General features: G+C 54.5%; 12 protein-coding genes. 8 read left to right on the plus strand and 4 right to left on the minus strand.

Annotation, left to right across the window (positions count from 1 at the left end):
- Window position 1 precedes the first annotated feature (1 nt).
- The 3 genes from CIK95_RS04190 to CIK95_RS04200 form a co-directional block, all read right to left on the minus strand.
- Window positions 2–523 (minus strand): NUDIX domain-containing protein, encoded by a 522-nt coding sequence (locus CIK95_RS04190; protein ID WP_094466346.1) that lies wholly within the window; start codon window positions 521–523, stop codon window positions 2–4.
- 208 nt (window positions 524–731) lie between these two features.
- Window positions 732–1895: a TlpA disulfide reductase family protein gene (locus CIK95_RS04195; protein WP_094466367.1), complete on the minus strand. Its 1164-nt coding sequence runs from the start codon at window positions 1893–1895 to the stop codon at window positions 732–734.
- A gap of 463 nt (window positions 1896–2358) precedes the next feature.
- The gene (locus CIK95_RS04200; protein WP_094387023.1) at window positions 2359–2967 is read right to left on the minus strand and encodes an RNA polymerase sigma-70 factor; all 609 of its coding nucleotides are present in this window, start codon (window positions 2965–2967) and stop codon (window positions 2359–2361) included.
- Between the two features lie 286 nt (window positions 2968–3253).
- Here CIK95_RS04200 and CIK95_RS04205 point away from each other — a divergent pair, with 286 nt between their 5' ends.
- From CIK95_RS04205 to CIK95_RS04235, 7 genes are all read left to right on the plus strand, one after another.
- Window positions 3254–4315: a FecR family protein gene (locus tag CIK95_RS04205; RefSeq protein ID WP_094466347.1), complete on the plus strand. Its 1062-nt coding sequence runs from the start codon at window positions 3254–3256 to the stop codon at window positions 4313–4315.
- Window positions 4312–7620, plus strand: a complete 3309-nt coding sequence (locus tag CIK95_RS04210; protein WP_094466348.1) for a SusC/RagA family TonB-linked outer membrane protein — start codon at window positions 4312–4314, stop codon at window positions 7618–7620. The genes CIK95_RS04205 and CIK95_RS04210 overlap by 4 nt, the downstream gene beginning before the upstream one ends.
- Window positions 7621–7636: 16 nt before the next feature.
- Complete coding sequence (locus CIK95_RS04215; RefSeq protein WP_094466349.1) at window positions 7637–9226, plus strand: RagB/SusD family nutrient uptake outer membrane protein; 1590 nt, start codon at window positions 7637–7639, stop codon at window positions 9224–9226.
- 29 nt (window positions 9227–9255) lie between these two features.
- Entirely contained in the window at window positions 9256–10236 is a 981-nt protein-coding gene (locus CIK95_RS04220; RefSeq protein ID WP_158214704.1) for a glycoside hydrolase family 18, read from the plus strand.
- Between the two features lie 41 nt (window positions 10237–10277).
- The gene (locus tag CIK95_RS04225; protein WP_094387043.1) at window positions 10278–11480 is read left to right on the plus strand and encodes a DUF1735 and LamG domain-containing protein; all 1203 of its coding nucleotides are present in this window, start codon (window positions 10278–10280) and stop codon (window positions 11478–11480) included.
- Window positions 11481–11514: 34 nt separating this feature from the next.
- Window positions 11515–12945: a BT_3987 domain-containing protein gene (locus CIK95_RS04230; protein WP_094387940.1), complete on the plus strand. Its 1431-nt coding sequence runs from the start codon at window positions 11515–11517 to the stop codon at window positions 12943–12945.
- A gap of 110 nt (window positions 12946–13055) precedes the next feature.
- Window positions 13056–13814, plus strand: coding sequence for a DUF1573 domain-containing protein (locus CIK95_RS04235; RefSeq protein ID WP_094466350.1), 759 nt, complete (start codon window positions 13056–13058; stop codon window positions 13812–13814).
- A 730-nt stretch (window positions 13815–14544) separates the two neighbouring features.
- Here the strand turns inward: CIK95_RS04235 and CIK95_RS04240 are convergent.
- Complete coding sequence (locus CIK95_RS04240) at window positions 14545–14904, minus strand: hypothetical protein (RefSeq protein WP_094387938.1); 360 nt, start codon at window positions 14902–14904, stop codon at window positions 14545–14547.
- A 528-nt stretch (window positions 14905–15432) separates the two neighbouring features.
- On the opposite strand from CIK95_RS04240, the gene CIK95_RS04245 reads away from it, so the two are divergent.
- A complete protein-coding gene (locus tag CIK95_RS04245) occupies window positions 15433–18450 on the plus strand; it encodes a SusC/RagA family TonB-linked outer membrane protein (RefSeq protein ID WP_094387937.1) in 3018 nt (1005 codons plus the stop codon).
- Window positions 18451–18455: the final 5 nt, after the last annotated feature.

Genomic DNA, 18455 nt, shown 5'->3' on the forward strand with positions numbered 1-18455 from the left:
TTTATATCTGATTGTTGTTGATTATGCGTTTCACTCCCTCGCGGATGGAGGTGAGCCCGAAGTCGTCGGGGTGTATCTCGTCGGGGGCGAGCCACAGGGTCTCGGCGGCGTCGTCGCCGGCAGCGAGCGTAGAGATGTCGTCTACGCGACAGCGGAAGAAGAGGTCGAGCGTGGGGATGTCGATGCCGCTGTAGAGATAGCGGTTGGGCTGGCTGAAGAGGTAGTCCATAGCGGTCACGGTGAGCCCCGTTTCCTCCTTTACCTCGCGCGCCACGCCAGTTTCTACCGTCTCGCCCATGTCGGCAAAGCCTCCCGGCAGGTCGAGCGTGCCTTTGGCGGGCTCGCAGCGGCGGCGCACCACGAGCAGCCTGCCACGCTCGTCGTAGATGAGCGCCACATAGGCTGCGCTGGCATTGACAAAGTATTCGAAGCCACAGTCGTAGCAGCGCATACTCTTCGCTGAGTCGGGTTGGAGACTGCCTCCACACACGGGGCAATGCTTGAATCGTGTAAGTATATCCATCGCAGTTGACAAGTTAATATGCAATATTACGAAAAAAACGCCGATGACGCCGCTCTTTTATCATAAAACATAGTTGTAAATCAAAAAAAAGCGACCCGTGGTTCACACCAGAGGTCGCTCATCGGTTGATGATGTTTTTATGAATGCTTAAAGTTCTCGTTATATCATAGAGCGCAGGCTGGAGGTTATGTCCCGGCAGCCCGTGGTCTTATAACAGTTTCTTGATTTCGGCGTCGATGTCGCTTACCTGCTCTCCACGCTTGTAGAGATTGTTGTTGCGGTCTATCAGGAAGAACGACGGAATGCCCATGATGTTGTAGGTGCGGGCAGAGGTGCCGGCTTCGTCGCGCACGCTTATCCAGGGCAGCGCTGCAGTCTGTGTCTTCCAGAAGTGCTCATTGGGGTCGAGCGAAATCTGGTAGATTTCCAGACCCTGGCCATGATACTTGTTGTAGAGGTCACGCATCATCATGATGCGCTTGGTGCTCTGCTCGCTGGCGAAGACATGGAAGTCGAGCAGCACCACCTTGCCCTTGAGGTCGGTGAGACGGCGGGTCACACCCTTGTTGTCGGTGAGGGCGAGGTCTATGAGTCCGGCCACCTGCACCTTGCTGGCGTCAATCTGGCTGGCAACCTGCTCGTTGCGCACGATGCGCTGGTCCTTCATACTCTCGATGGCAATATTGTGGAGGTTGGTGCCGCGCTCAGCATTGGGGTGGAAGGTGTCCCAGCTGGTGGCTACGGCAGCATAGACCTTGATGTCGTCGCTGTAGAGACGAGGGTTGAAGATGAGCGCCTGACGGTTGCCCAACACATAGGTCTGGAAGAGCGCGAAGTAGGCATAGCTCTTCATCGGCTCCTTGTAGATATAGTTGAGCTTCACATCTTCCTTGTAAGCGGCGAGCACTCTGGCCACAGCCACTTCCACGCTGTCTACGCCCAAGGCGGGGTTGGCGACGAGGGCATTGATGGTGCGCTGCAGCTGCAGCTGCTTCTGGGCAAGTTCACGTATCTTCACGCAGTTCTCCGAACCTTCGACCTCGTATTCGGCCGACATGGTGGGGTAGGAGGCGTTGAACTTGACGGTCTCGGTAGAGTCGATGGCGACATTGATAATCTGGCCGGCTATACGCAGACGGTAGAACTCGGGGGCGTCGGTGGCGTCGGCCTTGAAGTCGAAGGCACCGTCTTCGCCTAACTTGACAGAGTCGAGGACTACAGGTCCGTTGAGGCTGAGGTTCTCAAAATAGAGCGTGGAGTCCTTGGCGTCCTTGATGTTGCCATTGACCTCAAACTTCTTGTTGCCACAGGCCGACAGCGCGAGCACAGCCACGCCCACGGCCATGAAAGACATGATTTTGGATATCTTCATTTCAGTCTTGTTTACTTTTTCCACTCCAAAGGTAGTGCAAAGCGAGTGAAATACAAAACTAAATTGCATTTTTTTTGGTCATTGCCCCCAACCAGCCCGTTCTGTCGGCTCCCGTGGAGGGCTTGCCTGGCGGTCGTGGAGGGGCGGTAGGCGGTCGTGGAGGGGCGGTTGGCTCCGGCAGAAAGCGGGTTGCCAGTCGTGGAGCGTGCCGCCGCCGGCGTGGTGGCTATCATGGCGGGCTCGTAACATAAGTCACGTGGGCTCGTGCCTTATGTTACGCGGCTTCGTGCCTTATGTCACGAGCGTCCGTACCTTATGTTACGAGCCGCCAGTGGTGGTCACGGCAGTCGTGATGACGGTCTCTGCGCTTGCCGAAGCCATTGGCAGCGAGTTGAATACGCGCAGTGCTGCGCCCGAGGTCGAGGGGCGCGTGGCAGAGATGGAATAAGAGAGGGGTAGGCGATTATGCCATGGCGATGAGCCATAGCAGGAGCAGCGCGGAGGCTCTGCCCGTCTTGAAATGGGTGCGGAAAACGGCAAGCGCCTTGGTGATGTGCTTCTCGACCACCTTGACCGAGATGCCCAGCTGGTCGGCTATCTCGCGGTTCTTGAGTCCTTCAAAGCGGCTCATGGTGAAAATCTCGCGGCAGCGCGGCGACAGCTCTTCCATGACCTGCTCTATCTGTCGGGTCAGTTCGTTGTAGAGCGTGTCGCTGTCGGTGGTGCCCTTCATGTCGGTGCTGTAGAGCTCTTCTGCCCCGGGTATCTTGCTGAGCGAGCCTGCCTCGTAGCCGTTGACCATCGTCTGGTGCTTGAGGTAGTTCAGACAGCCGTTGCGCACCATGGTGAAGAGCAGAGATGAAATGGAGATGAACGTGATGCTGTCTCGGCGTTCCCACAGGTGGATGAAACAGTTCTGCAGGATGTCTTCCAAGTCGTCGCTATCGCTCACAAAGCGGTTGGCATAATTGCGCAGACGAGGGTAGTACGTCTTGAAGACATACTCGAAAGCATCGGCGTCGCCGTTCTGTATTCCCTCAAAGAGTTCGCTTTGTTCCTTATAGAAACGCATGGTTTTTACACTTTTTTTATTCGGTCACCACGGGCGTGTTACACCTTATTATATATTATATAGATGGCTCCGGCGACCGCTTGCATCACGATTGACGGTGCAAAAGTATGAATTTAAGCAGAAAAGTGCAAATATTTTTGAAAAAAAGTTATCTCCGAGGGCGGGTAAAGTGTCTACGGGTTGTTTTAATAGTGACAGTATGTCAGTAATGACGTGCTCGGGCGTCTTCGGAAAGACCGCCGGCGCCATCCTAATAGTGAAACCAATACTAACGTTATATTAAGAAATGTTGATGGGAAGTGAAATGAAGGCATTGGCCAACAAGTATTTCGAGGGAAAGATTTCCCCCGAAGATGAGAAAGCTCTGTTCGATTACCTCGCACAGGACAGTGAGGCCCTTGCCACTTTCCGCAGCTGGGAAGCCGAATGGGCGTCGCGCCCACACTTCGATATGGTCACCGAAAGCGCATGGACACGCTTCTGTGACTGGATGTGTGGTGCCGAGGCTCGTCGGCAGCGCCGGCCAATGTGGCGTGTGGCAGCAGCGGCTGCCGTGGTGCTGCTTATGTTGTGCTCGGCTTTTGTCGGGTGGTATGCCACCAGCCTTCAGCCCGAACACTACTACACCCTCACCGCACCTATGGGCAGCAAGACCCGCCTCTCCCTGCCCGACGGCTCGCTGGTATGGCTCAACGCAGGCTCTTCGCTGCGCTATTCCAACCGCTTCGGTGACAATAACCGCCGTGTAGTCCTCGAAGGACAAGGCTATTTCGAGGTCGCCAAGCGCGATGGCGCCGAGTTTGTGGTAAACACCCGCGGCTACGACGTGGTGGTTAAGGGTACCCGCTTTGACATCTCTGCCTACAATGATGACAAAAACATCACCACGACCCTCTTGCAGGGTAAGGTGGTGATAGACCGCGGCGCCGACCGCCTCACGATGGAGCCCGGCGATATGGTAAGCCTCAATGTGATTACCGGTAAATTCTCCAAGAGCCGCTATACCACCGACCACCATGCGTGGGTACAGGGCATGACCGAATTCTCTGAGATTAGCCTCGAAGACCTCGCCAAGCTGCTCTCCCGCCGCTACGCTGTAAACATCACTATCACCTCTGAGCGTCTGCGCAAGATGGAGTTTGCCATCTCGCTGCGCAACAAGGAGACCATAGACGATGTGCTCGACGCTCTCCAGAGCATCACAAGCATGCAGGTATGTCGCGATGGTAAGGAGATTCCCATCGGTGACTGCCCCCCGCCCCGCCAATACCATAACACCCCTACTACCTCTACTGAAAATAAAACCTATATATTAAATTGTCTAACTAAAAACAACCAACTGCTATGAACAGTAAGCAAAGCAAATTGCTCGGCATCTGCCTGTTGGTCACACTGATGTTCAGTGCGCTCAGCATGAGTGCTCAGACCGTTACCAAGACGTTCAGTAACGAGAGCCTCCGCAACGTATTGAAAGAAGTGGAACGCCAAACCAAGATGTCTGTAATCTACAAAGTGGACGAAGTGAACGCCAGCCAGAAGGTGACAGCCACCTTCCATGCCACACCCGTCCGCGACGTGTTGACTAAGGTCTTGGGCTCTCATCTTGGCTTCAAGATAGACCACAAGATGATTACCATCTTCAAGCGTGAAGCCAAACCCGCTGCCAAGGACTCCCAGGCTCCCAAGAAGACCGTCAAGGGCCAGGTGCTCGACGAGAACGGTGAGCCCGTGATAGGCGCTACCGTACGCAGTAAGGCCACTGGCGCTGCCGTGGTGACCGACCTGGACGGCAACTTCACCATCTCTGCCGAAGAAGGCAGCAAGATAGAGGTGTCGTATCTCGGCTACCAGCCCAAGTCAGTTACCGCCAAAGGCAACAACCTGACCGTGAATATCTCTCAGGACGAGAAGACCCTGAACGAGGTGGTCGTTACCGCCCTGGGTATCAAGAAAGAGTCGAAGGCGCTGACCTATAATGTGCAGCAACTCAAGAACTCGGATATCACCGGTGTCAAGGACGCCAACTTCATGAACGCCCTCGCCGGCAAGGTGGCAGGTGTCGAAATCAACGCCAGTGCTGCCGGTATCGGTGGCGGCGTCAAGGTGGTGATGCGTGGTAACAAGTCTATCAACGGCAACAACAACGCCCTCTACGTGATTGACGGTATTCCCATGCCTTCGCTCCAGGCCAACCAACCTACCGACGCCTACCACGGTGACGCCCAGACCGGCGACGCCGCCTCTATGGTGAACCCCGATGATATCGAGAGCATCTCGGTGCTGAGCGGTGCTGCCGCCTCTGCCCTCTATGGTAGCGACGCTGCCAACGGTGTGGTCATGATTACCACCAAGAAGGGTACTGTGGGCAAGGTGCGCGTGAGCTACAGCAACAACACCTCCTTCTTCTCACCCTTTGTGACTCCCGAGTTCCAGAACACTTACGGACAGACCGGTACCGGCACCTTCTCAAGTTGGGGCTCCAAGCTGGCTACTCCATCAAGCTACGACCCGCTCGACTTCTTCCAGACAGGTTACAACGTGGGCAACTCTGTGACCTTCTCTGTAGGTTCGGAGCACAGCCAGACCTTTGTCTCTGCCTCTACCACCAATGCCGAGGGCATCGTGGAGAACAACGAGATGTCGCGCTACAACTTCACCATCCGCAACACCACTGACTTCCTCAAAGACCGTCTGCACCTTGACCTCAGCGCCATGTACATGAGTGTGAAGGAACAGAACATGATATCCCAGGGTTTCTACTTCAACCCCATCGTCCCCGTCTACCTCTTCCCCGCCGGCGACGATATCCGCAAGTACACTCCCTTTGAGCAGTACGACCCCGAACGCAACTTCAAGACCCAGTACTGGCCTTTCGGCAACCAGGGACTCTCCATGATGAACCCCTACTGGGAAATCAACCGCGACATCGCCGAAAACCACAAGGACCGCTTTATCCTCAGTGCTGGTCTGACCTTCGATATCGCCAAGGGCATCACCCTCTCTGGCCGTGCCAAGATGGACAAGACCTCTGGCATCTATGAGAAGCGCTATGCCGCCTCTACCGACCCCCTCTTCGCCGGTGAGTATGGTGCCTATTACCGCACCAACGACAACACCCGTCAAATCTACGGCGACGCCATCCTGAATATCGACAAGTATTTCGGTGACTTCTCGCTCACCGCCAACCTCGGTACCTCTATCAAGGATGTGGAGACCAGCTACACCTATGTCGGCGGTTTCCTCAATGTCGCCAACAACTTCACCCTCAATGCCGTAAACCGCGCCAACTCACACATGGACGCCGACCCCGCACTCAACTACCACCACCAGGTACAGAGTGTCTTTGCCACCGCCCAGGTGGGCTATAAGAGTATGGTCTATCTCGACCTCACCGCCCGCAACGACTGGGACTCTTTCCTCGGCAACACCCAGTATCGCAACAAGGGATTCTTCTATCCCTCTGCCGGTGTGAGCGCCATCCTGACCGAGATGATACCTGGTCTGAAGAGCAAGGTGCTCTCCTTCCTCAAGCTCCGTGGCAGCTACAGTGAGGTGGGTAACACACCCGAGAAGTTCTATGCGCTCACCCGCTACACTTACTCCAACGCCGCGCCCTCTACTACCTCTTACTATCCCAACAACAACCTGAAGCCCGAGCGCACCAAGGCATGGGAGCTGGGTCTGCAGGCCAACCTGTGGCAGGACAAGGTAAACCTTAACGTCAGCCTTTACTCTACCCGCACCACCGACCAGTTCTTCCTTCCCGAACTGTCTGCCTCGTCGGGTTACAGCAAGCTGCCTATCAACGGTGGTCGTATCGACAACAAGGGTATTGAGGCTTCGCTCACGCTGAACCAACCTCTGGGTCCCGTGAAGTGGTCAAGCACCTTCACCTACACCCTCAACAAGAACAAAATCAAGCAACTCCTCGCTCCTACCGAGCTCACCCTTGCCAACGGCAACAAGGTAAACGTGTCGCTCGACGGCATGGACATGCTCAATCTGGGTTCTGTCAAGGTGCGCCTCACCGAGGGCGGCTCTATGGGCGACCTCTATGTCACCATCCCCAAGATGGACGAGCACGGCTACCTCATCGTCGACTACACCTCGCGCAACATCGCCGGTGTGGATGAAGGCAAGTATGTATATGCCGGCAACGTCAATCCCAAGTACAACATGGGCTGGCGCAACAGCTTCTCCTGGAAGGGCATAGACCTGGGCTTCCTCATCAGTGCCCGTGTGGGTGGTCGGGTATCATCCATTACCCAGGGCTACATGGACTACTTCGGTGCCAGCAAGACTACAGCCGAGGCCCGCGACCTGGGTGGCGCACTCGTCAACGGCTACCGCATCCCTGCCCAGGACTACTACAGCAAGATAGGTCCCAGCGTGGGTGCATACTACATCTACAGCGCTACCAACGTGCGTCTGTCTGAACTCTCTGTGGGCTACAGTCTGCCCATCAGCAAGTGGGTGCCCTGGATAGAGAACCTGCGCCTCGCCTTCACCGGCCGCAACCTGCTCATGTTCTACTGCAAGGCTCCGTTCGACCCCGAACTCACCGCCAGTACGGGTACCTACTTCACCGGTATCGACAACTTCATGATGCCGAGCCTGCGCAATCTTGGTTTCTCTGTAAAAGTTGACTTCTAAAGACCCTATAACGATTATGAAACTCAATAAATTCATCACAGGCAGTCTCGCCGTCATGGCATCTGCCGTAGTGCTCTCTTCATGTACGTCTGAGTTTGACAAGTGGAACACTGACCATAACTCGGCTACTGAAGAAGATATGACCCACGACAATATGAATACCGGTGCCTTCTTCTCCCAGATGCAGCACAACGTATTCATCGTAGGTCTGGACAAGGGCGCCGATTACCAGGTAGAGGATATGCTCACCGGCGGCCTCTTCTCTGGCTATTTCTCCAATATCAAGGCTTCTTACGATGTGGGCTCGCTGCACAATGCCCATTATCTGATGCCCGACAAGTGGGTAAACCTGCCCTTCAACGACACCTATACCAATCTGATGCAGCCCTGGCTCTCGCTGAAGACCAACTCTGACAAGAACGGTACGGCTGCCGTGACAGCTCTGGGCAATGTGGTCAAGGTATTCGGCATGAGCCGTCTGGCAGACATGTATGGCCCGCTGCCCTACACCCGCTTCGGTACCGGCATCAATGTGGCTTACGACAGCCAGGAGGATGTGTACAAAGCCTTCTTTGCCGAGCTCGACGACGCCATCGACGTGCTCACTTCCTATCATGAGGCATCGGCTTCTGCCAAGCTCCTCGCCAACTTCGACTTTGTCTTCGGCGGCGATGTAGAGAGCTGGGTCAAGTTTGCCAATACCCTGCGTCTGCGTCTGGCTCTCCGCGTGGCTTATGCCAACGAGGCCCTCGCCAAGCAGGAGGCTCAGAAGTCTATCGATAACAGCCAGGGCTTCCTTGAGAAGACTGCACTTCATGCCAACAATGCCAAGTACTCTTACCTGAACCCCATCTGGGAGGTTACCCAGAGCTTCGGCGATATGCGCATGGGTGCCTCTATCGACAGCTATCTCAACGGCTACGCCGACCCTCGTGCCAAGGTCTACTTCGCCGAAGCCGCCAACGGTGGTGGCATCCACGGCGTCTATCCCGGTCTGCAGATACGCAACCAGAGCGACTATACAGCCAAGACATCGGTAGCGAATGTGGAGTCAAATGCAGCCATACAGTGGATGTCGGCAGCCGAGAGCTTCTTCCTCAGAGCTGAGGCCAAGCTCAGATGGGATATGGGCGCAAGCTCGGTCGAAGAACTCTATAAGGCTGGTGTACGCGCTTCGTTCCAGGAGCGTGGCGTGAGCGGTGCCGATGCCTATCTGGAGAGCAACAACGTGCCCGCCACCTTCACCGACAACAGCGGCAACGGTCGCGACGCCTCGGCGCTGAGCACCATCACCCCCAAGTGGGACAACAACGCCCAGACCGAGCAGAAGCTCGAGCGCATCATCACCCAGAAGTATCTCGCCATCTTCCCCGATGGTCAGGAGGCTTGGAGTGAGTATCGCCGTACGGGTTATCCCAAGCTCTTCACCGTAGACCATAACGCCAGCAACGGCGCAGTAAATACCAATCTGCAGATTCGTCGTCTGCGCTTCCCCGCTTCTGAGTATTCCAACAACAATGCTAATGTACAGGCTGCCGTAGGTCTGCTCGGTGGTCCCGACAATGGCGGTACCAAACTCTGGTGGGACAAGAACCCTAAACATTAATCACCTAAATGACAGCATCTATGAAAATAATGAAATATATTATGCCGCTGCTGCTCATCGCCTGCATGTTTGCTTCATGCGATACCGATGTAGAGAACGCCACGGTGGTTGCCCCCACCACCTACGGCCCGCAGTATTACAAGAACTTGCGCGACTACAAGAAGAGTGACCATTCCATCGCTTGGGGATGGTTCGCCGACTACACCCAGAGCACCTCGCTGGCTACCCGCTTCCTCGGTCTGCCCGACTCGCTCGATATCTGCTCACTCTGGGGTGGCATCCCCTCTGACGACTCTACCCACGTAGATACTCACTATCTGCCCGAGGTATATCGTGAGATGAAGTATGTGCAGGAAGTCAAGGGTACCCGGCTCGTGGTACCTACCATCATCCGCATCCGCACCCGTCCAGAGTTCTACGACTCTATCTGGGTAAAGCAGAACGACCCCCAGGCAGCCATGCGTGCCTACGCCCAGGACCTGCTGCGTCCCATCTTTGAGAATGGACTCGACGGTATCGACATGGACTATGAGCCTGAGGGCGACCCGCTCTCCGGTGGCAACCTCGACTACTTCGTGGAGTATGTAGGCCAGTTCGTCGGCCCCATGGCATCGCCCGACAGCACCTTTACCTATCCCGACGGATTTACCATCAAGGGCAACCCCAACATGCTACTCTGCATTGACTACTACGGAAGTGCCCCCAGCGGCAATACCAATAAGTTTACCAACTGGTATGTCAACCAGACCTATGGCGGAAGCCCCGGTCGCGTGCCCTTCAGTGGCTGTCCTACCGAGAAGGTGGTCTATACCGAGAACGTGGGTGACAACTGGAAGGCTGCTGAGTGCGGACAGCTGCTCAATTATGCCCGCTATCAGCCCAGCACTGGCCGCAAGGGTGGTTTTGGTGCCTTCTTCATGCACCGCGACTATATCAACACTGGCTATGGATGCAGCAACTACGCCAATATGCGCCACGGCATCCAAATCCAGAACCCTGCTATCCACTAAAACCGTGATTAGTAACAGTATAAAGATTTAGAACAACGATTATGAATAAGATAAGATTATTTATGATGGCTATGGTAGCCCTGGTCTTCGCCGCCTGTCAGGAGAGCAATGGCGACTACCGCGATGTGGTTTACATCACGGGCACCATGCAGAAGAATACCATACGCAAGGGCTTTGAGGGCGCCGACCAGGTAGACCTCTCTGTCACCTGCACCGGCAAGGTGAGCGCCCCCGTCACGGCCACCTTTGAGGCTGCCCCCGAGCTGCTCGACGCCTACAACAAGGCCAACAACTCGAGCTACATCGTGCCTCCCACATCGGCTTACAGCATCGAGGATGCCAACGTTACCATCACCCCGGGTAACTTTGTGTCATCTCAGGCCAAGTTGATGATAGGCGATCCATCACAGTTTGAGGAAGGCAAGAACTATTGTCTGCCCGTGCGCGTCAAGAGCGATGGCAATCTGCTCGAGGCTGGCTCGGTGGCATACATCGTCTTCGTGCCCATCATCACTACCGACGTGGCCGACATCAACGGCAGGCCATTCCTGGTTCCCGGCTTCCGCAACAACGAGGCCCTGGGTCATCTCTCCCAGCTCACTATGGAGTGCAAAGTATATGTCAACGACTTCTGCCACACCAATCCCTACATCTCTTCACTGATGGGATGCGAGGAGAACTTCCTGCTGCGCTTCGGCGACGTATCGTGCGACCCCGACCAGCTGCAGCTCGCCGGTGGCAAGACCGGTGCGCCCTCTTGGGACAAGCCCGACAAGGGAACGGCTCACCCCACCACATTCCCCACCCACTTCCCCACCAAGAAATGGTGCCACTTTGCCTGTGTCTATGACGGCTCTCAGATTACCATGTATCTCGACGGCGAACCTATGGGTGACCCTGTCAAGGCTACTGGCGACATCTCGCTCGTGTGGAGCTATGATTACGGAACCTCATACGGCGACAACAACGGTCCCTTCGCCATCGGCTACTCTGCCGGAGGCCGCTATCTCAACGGCCGCGTAAGTGAATTCCGCGTATGGAACGTTGCCCGCACTCCTGCCGACCTGCTCAACAACATCTGCTATGTAGACCCCCACACACCGGGACTCATCGCATACTGGCGCTTCTGCGGTACAGACCAGCAGGAAGACGGTTCGATCCTCGACCAGACCGGTCATGGATACAACGCCGTGGCCAAGAGTGGCTCACCATCATGGGTGCCCAATCATAAGTGCCCCTACTAATACAGTGTCGTCTAACCGATAAAACTTACAATCAATGAAACTGAACAAATTATATATCGCCTGTGGAGTGCTGTTCCTTGGAACAGCCACTCTCAGCGGCTGTAGCGACGACGAGGCCTACGATGTAGACGGTTCCAACAACAACCTCATCTACGTAGACCAGTCGGTAGCCAAAGTGACCGAGTGTACCGTCTACCACACACCGGTAGGCTCTTTCGGCGACATCACCGCCAACGTCAAGGCGCGTCTGCAGTATGCTTCGGCAGACAGCATCACCATTAGTGCCGCCCCCGACACCACAATGGTATCTGAATATAACAAGGAATATAACGGCGTGGCCACCACCGTGCCTGCCGATGTGCTCGCTGCCATCCAGCTGGAGAAGACGGGCATCAGCGCCGGAGCCAACGTGGCCTCCGAACCTCTCAAGGTGACCATCCCCGCCGAGGCTTGTGCCCGTCTGACCGAGCCCGAGTATGTGGTGCCCCTCAGACTCACCGCCGTCAAGGAGGGGTCCCTCGATACCGACCGTCCCGTGGTGGCAAGCGAGGAGATGGGCGTCTACTATGTAGCCATCCATACCACCAACGATATGGTCTATCTCGCAGGCTCAAACTCAGCCAAGAGCAGCATCGTGCGCACTCCCGTGGGAGTCTTTGGCGAGGTCAAGGCCGACTATAACGTGAGCCTGCACTTCGCGCTCGACAGTGATGTGAAGGTGTCGGCTACCGTAGACAACAGCCTCGTGGATGCCTACAACACCGAGAACGGCAAGAACTACAAGTCACTGCCCGCCAATGTGGCTGGTGCCCTCGAGGTGACAGCTGCCACGGTGGCTGCTGGAAGTCAAGGCGCCCAACTCCATGTGGAGCTGCCCACCGAGCTGGGTCAGACGCTGACCGAGGCAGGCTATGTGGCTCCGCTGCGACTCGTAGCTGAGTATGCCAACGGCACCAAGGTGACCCTCGACAGCCAGGTGGCTTATCTCGTGGTGACCACCGAGGAGAGCCTCATCCAGGACAATCCTACAGCACTGCTGGGTACAGCCGTGAGCGACATCAGCGCCTGGAAGTGTATCTCTGCCGTCAACTACAATAAGGATGAACTCAAACTGTCGACATGGAAGTTCTCTCAGTTCAATATCGACAATGCCTCGTTTGTCGTAGACTTCGGAGCCGTACACAAGGTGGGTGCCTTCAAGCTCTCTTGTTCTCCCGGCAAGTCGTTCCGCTTCTATCTGAGCGAGGACAATGCCAACTGGGTAGACCTGGGCGATGTCAATGGCAAGGGCACCTATCGTGAGAGCTGGAGCAGCCAGTGGTATGTACTCTATGGTGCTGTCAATGCCCGTTATGTCAAGGTAGAGCAGACGCTCGATCCCAACCACTGGGGTTGGAGCTACGGCAACTATGGATGGGGCGCAAGCTATGTCTCCACAACTTGGGGACTCACCTTCGTAGACTGAACATGCATAGAAGATTGATTCAGTTCAATCGATAGCGTTGACAGGGGTGCCCCTCCTCATGATTGGGGCGTGGGCACCCTATACTTCCCTAACAATCCAAGGATAATGACATGATGAAATCATTGCTATTCCTCATACTTTCACTCTTCACGGCACTCACGGCACAGGCACAGGGCGAACCACAGTTTCTTGAGACGTTCAAGCCCGTAGAGCGCACCCACGACTTCGGTACCATCTACGAGAAAGACGGTAAGGTGGTCCATGTCTTCCGTCTGCGCAACAACGGCAAGAGTCCCGTGGCCATCTCGGCAGTCAACACGTGGTGTGGCTGCATGGTCGCCGACTATACCAAGCGTGCCGTGCGTCCGGGCGAGACAGCCCGGGTCACCGTGTCGCTCGACCCCGACCACAAGCAGGGCAACTTTGTCAAGCAGGTGGTGGTGCTCGTCAACGACGGTTCGGCTTACGTGCGTCTCTGGGTCAAGGCCAACATCGTGCCTATGGTCCACCCCGTGCGTGAAGACCATCCCTTCGACTACGGACACGGCCTCTTCATGAACCAGCAGCTGCTGCCGTTTCCCGAGTTGACCGTGGGGCAGACCCACACCTTCGAGCTGAAGCTCGCCAACGACACCGATAAGCCGATGACCATCCAGTTCAAGCGTGTGCCCAACAATACGGTGCTCAAGATGCCCTCTATGGTGCGTCTCCAGCCCCACGAGCGCAAGTCGATACACGTGAGCTACCTCTATTTCCGTCGCCACTACGCCACCCGCCGCATCCACGTCATCCCCGTGGTCAACGGCAAGGAGGCAAAGCCCCTCGTCGTGAAGTGGAATGTAGCCCAGAAGTTCAGACTGTTGAATTAAGTCTCTCATATTTCATCAAGAGCCCCAGCCCCACCCGGTCTGGGTTTTTTTAGTGCCCAGATGTGGGCAGAGAGGTGCGCCCTATATATATAATAAGGTGGAGTGGGGCGGTTGGGGGTAACGCTGTGGTTGTCGTCCTCCATTCGTTGATGCTGCAAGGGGATGACAATGATATAAGTGGTCCATTGTGGATGGTGCGCACCCTTGGCAACTCTGTAGGAGTTGCGATTTCATAGCCCAGGGTTGAGGTGCGCAGCGCCTCTACCCTGGGTACATGAATAATAAGATGAAGCAACTCTGTAGGAGTTGCGTTTAGCCGAAGGCGTTACCCGCAGCAGGCTATCTGCAAGCACTGGGCAGGCGGAAACCATAAGATTGAGAATAACGCCTACGGCTAATCGCAACTCTTACAGAGTAGCAAGGTTAGTGGGGGCGCTTACCCAGGGTAGCGTGCTTCGCCCGCAACCCTGGGCTGGGGAAACGCAACTCCTACAGAGTTGCCGCTGCTTATGTGTGTTTTGTCATGGAGGGTATAATGTTCGTGTGCATGGATGTATGAGTTGCCGCTGCTTACGACGGTTTCGTCATGGTGGGTATAATGTTCGTGTGCATGGATGTAGGAGTTGCCGCTGCTTACGTGGTGTTCGTCATGAGGGATATGTTGTTCGTGTCCATGGATGTAGGAGATGCCGCTTGGGGCCATCCCAGTATTTCCCAAGGGGAAGGAGTTTTATCTAAACGCCTTAAACACACCAAGTATGAACTCCCGCCCCTTGGGGAAGGTTAAGGGAGGGGCCTCTCCTCCTGCCGATGCCGTCAGCGCCACTAAGGCGGAGCCTTCAGAAGACGCCATCGGCTTTTTGTATCTTTTATTGTCTTGCCCCATCCCGTCAATGTACATCGTAAAACGACGCTCACGGTGTGAAATCGTCATTTCGTAGCTTGCATAATGGATATCCTGGCTTGCAATCACCATTTCACACCACGAAATCGGGTTTTCGATGTGCTCGGGCGTCATTAGGCTGTGCTCGGGACTTTTTGCATAGGTCTCGGTGTGGGTGTCGCCAACCTCCGCCATCACAACAATCATCCCGCTGCTTGCAAATGCGGGAGGAAAAGGGGTGGACGTGGTGGGAAACGGACGCGGGGTAGCCCTCCTACTATGCTATAAGCCAACTCGAAAACGCTGATTTGGCAGTTTGAGGTTTTTAACATTACCTCGGATGAATAAATAATGATTAAATATACCCCTATCGATAACAATCCGTTAAATATTGTGGCTTTCTAATTATAATTTGTTATCTTCTACAGTCGCAATCCTTGATATAAATCATCTGAAAGCTCCTTTAATAGTTAATAAACGTTAACCCCGTAATAATATTTTGTATAATTTTTGCTATTTATCATTAATACTATTAATTTTGCACGTACATATAGTTGCAAAACGACTTAAAAACGGCTCTAAGGTTGTGCTTAAAGGATTGTTTTTTGCGCTTTTGGTTTCCAAAATGTCAGCATAATGCTGCCGGAGACGGTGGTAAGACCCCGAAAACTTGTCATTGAGGATGAAATAATAATAATAGTTAATATAGTTTTTAATTTAAAAGAGAGAGATTTTATGGAAAAAAGACTATCGATGTTTTTTGCCTGCCTCTTCCTGAGCATAGGAATGGCGCTGGCACAAACAAAAGTTACAGGTACCGTAGTCAGCAGCGAAGACAACGAGCCTGTAATTGGTGCGTCTGTTAAAGTCGTAGGCACCAAGACTGGTGTCGCCACAGACATTGATGGAAAATTCTCGCTCGTGGTAAACAGCAAGAACGCTGAACTCGAGTTTTCATCCATCGGTATGGTTACCAAGCGTCTTAAAGCCTCTGCCAACATGATGGTCGTGCTCGACCCCGACAGTCATGTATTGGAGCAAGTAGTGGTTACCGGTTACGGCCAGGCCAAGAAGGTGGGTGCCGTTGTAGGTGCCATCGGTACTGTAGGCTCTGAAAAGCTCGGCAAGATTGTTACCCCTAACTTCACCGACGCTCTTGCCGGTCAGGTTTCTGGTCTGTCTGTGCTCAGCTCAGCCGGTGACCCTTCGACCACAGCTACAATCCGTCTGCGTGGTGTCAACTTCCTGCAGACCAGCAACCAGCCCCTCTTCATTCTGGATGGTGCACCTATCAGCTCTTCATTCTTCAGCACCCTCAACCCTGAGGACATTGCCAATATCACCGTGCTCAAGGATGCTGCTTCTACTTCTATCTACGGTGCGCGTGCTGCCAACGGTGTGATCCTTATCACCTCTAAGCAGGGTCGTTACAACGAGAGCGCCCAGGTTAGCGTCAAGGCCCAGTGGGGTGTTTCTTCTCCTACTTCCGACGGTGCAGAGATGATGAACTCTGAGCAGTACGTACAGTTCCGCGATATTATCGGTCAGCCCGTGAGCGACGAAATCCGCAATCTGGTCAAGAACTACGGCCTCAATACCAACTGGTATGACGAGGTGCTGAGCAGTTCGGCTCCTACTTATGATATCAATGCCACCATGCAGGGCGGTAGCCAGACAGTCAACTACTATATGTCTTACAACCACCACAAGCAGCAGGGTCTGGTAGAGAAGTCTGCTATGCAGCGCTCTGTCCTCAATGCCCGTATCAACGCTCGTCTGAACAAGTTCTTCAAGGTGGGCTACAGCGCCAACATCGGTGTACAGGACTTCGAGCAGAACGCCGTATGGAGCGCCATGCAGAGTGCCAGCAGCATTTATACTAACAACCCTCTGGTATTTGCCCGTAAGGCTCTGCCCTTCGACGTACCTTATTATTATAGCTTCGACGACAGCGGCAAGCTCATCAAGGGCGCCAAGGCCGACTATCTGCACTACTCTGGTATGAAGACCATGGAACAGGACAGCAGATACCGTCGCTCTTTCCGCAAGCGTATCACCCTCAACACTTCACTCAATGAGGTGCTTACTCCTATCGACGGTCTTACCCTGACCGCCCAGCAGTCGCTCGAGCTGGTCAACCAGACCCTCGACAACCGCAACCTGCCTTGGGAGACTTTCCGGACTCCTATGGGCGACATTGTAGGTGATGGCGCTGTAGGCTCGATGAATACCGGTGCCGTACAGAACCGTTATACCTCTTCTTATCAGTACAACCTCATCCACACTGCTGAATACCGCAAGGGCTTTGGCGACCACAACATCGACGTGCTGGTTGGTGAGGAAACCCGCATCACCAAGGACTGGCAGTTTGGTGCCTTCGCAACAGGTCATGCCGATGCCCGTCTGATGAACATCACCAGCGGTACTAACGTTGCCCTCTCTGACCTCGAGGACGCTCAGACCAAGGTTGTTGCCAACTCACTCTTCGCCACTCTGGAGTACAACTTCAAGGAGAAGTATTATTTCTACAGCTCTATCCGTCGCGACGGTAGCTCTAAGTTTGCTCCCGACCACCGCTGGGGTACCTTCTGGTCACTCGGTGTGAAGTGGGATGCCAAGAAGGAGAGCTTCCTCAAGGACGTAAGTTGGCTCAACGATGCCTCACTGAGTCTCAACTATGGTACTACCGGTAGTGACGCAGGTCCTGGTGCCTACGAGTACTTCGGTCTCTATGGCCAGGGTTCGCTCTACAACGGCCAGACCACTCTGGGTATCGCACAGGCTGCCAACTATATGCTGACTTGGGAGAAGGTGGACAAGCTCAACTTCGGTATCAATGCCCGCGTCTTCGACCGTCTGGGTGTCAACATCAACCTCTACAAGAACAAGAGTACCGATATGATTATGGACGTTCCTTACTCTTTCACCACTGGTTTCTCTGCTGGTGTGGGTAACGTAGGTTCGATGGTCAACAAGGGATTTGAAGCCGACGTCGATGTAGACATCATCAAGACTCGCGACATGCGCTGGACCTTCAAGGCCAACGTAGGTTACAACAAGAACGAAATCACCGAGCTCTTTGCCGGTCGTGACAACTATACCATCGCCAATACCGGTGTACGCTATGAGGTAGGCCGCAGCTATGGTGAGTTCTATCTGCCCCGCCGTGCAGGCGTTGACCCACGCGACGGTGCCCCCATGTGGTACGACAAGGATGGCAACATCACCAAGACCTTCAGCGAGGAGAACTGTACAGTATGGACTGGCAAGAACCGTTATGCCCCCTGGATTGGTGGTTTCGGTACCAACTTCACCTGGAAGGGCTTTGCCATCATCGCTGACTTCGCTTGGCAGAACGGCAAGTACCTGCTGATGAACGAGGAAGTCTTCACCGCCAACCCCGCCAACGCTACTTCATGGAACCAGCAGACCAAGATGCTGAACATCTGGACCAAGCCCGGTCAGATTACCGACATCCCTGCTGCTGGATACAACGTGACCATGCTCGACGACAATCTGCTCGACAACGCTTCATTCCTGCGTATGAAGACCCTGAGCCTCCAGTACGACCTGCCCAAGAAGTGGCTTGCTCCTCTGCGCTATGTCAAGGGCTTCAAGGTATTTGGTATCGCTCGTAACCTCTTCACCATTACTTCGTTCTCTGGTTATGACCCAGAGCCCGATATCAACCTGGTTAAGTTCAACTATCCTAACACCCGCCAGTTCGTGCTCGGTGCCGAAGTTACATTCTAACAATA

Source organism: Prevotella sp. P5-108 (assembly GCF_002251385.1).
Taxonomy (GTDB): Bacteria; Bacteroidota; Bacteroidia; order Bacteroidales; family Bacteroidaceae; genus Prevotella.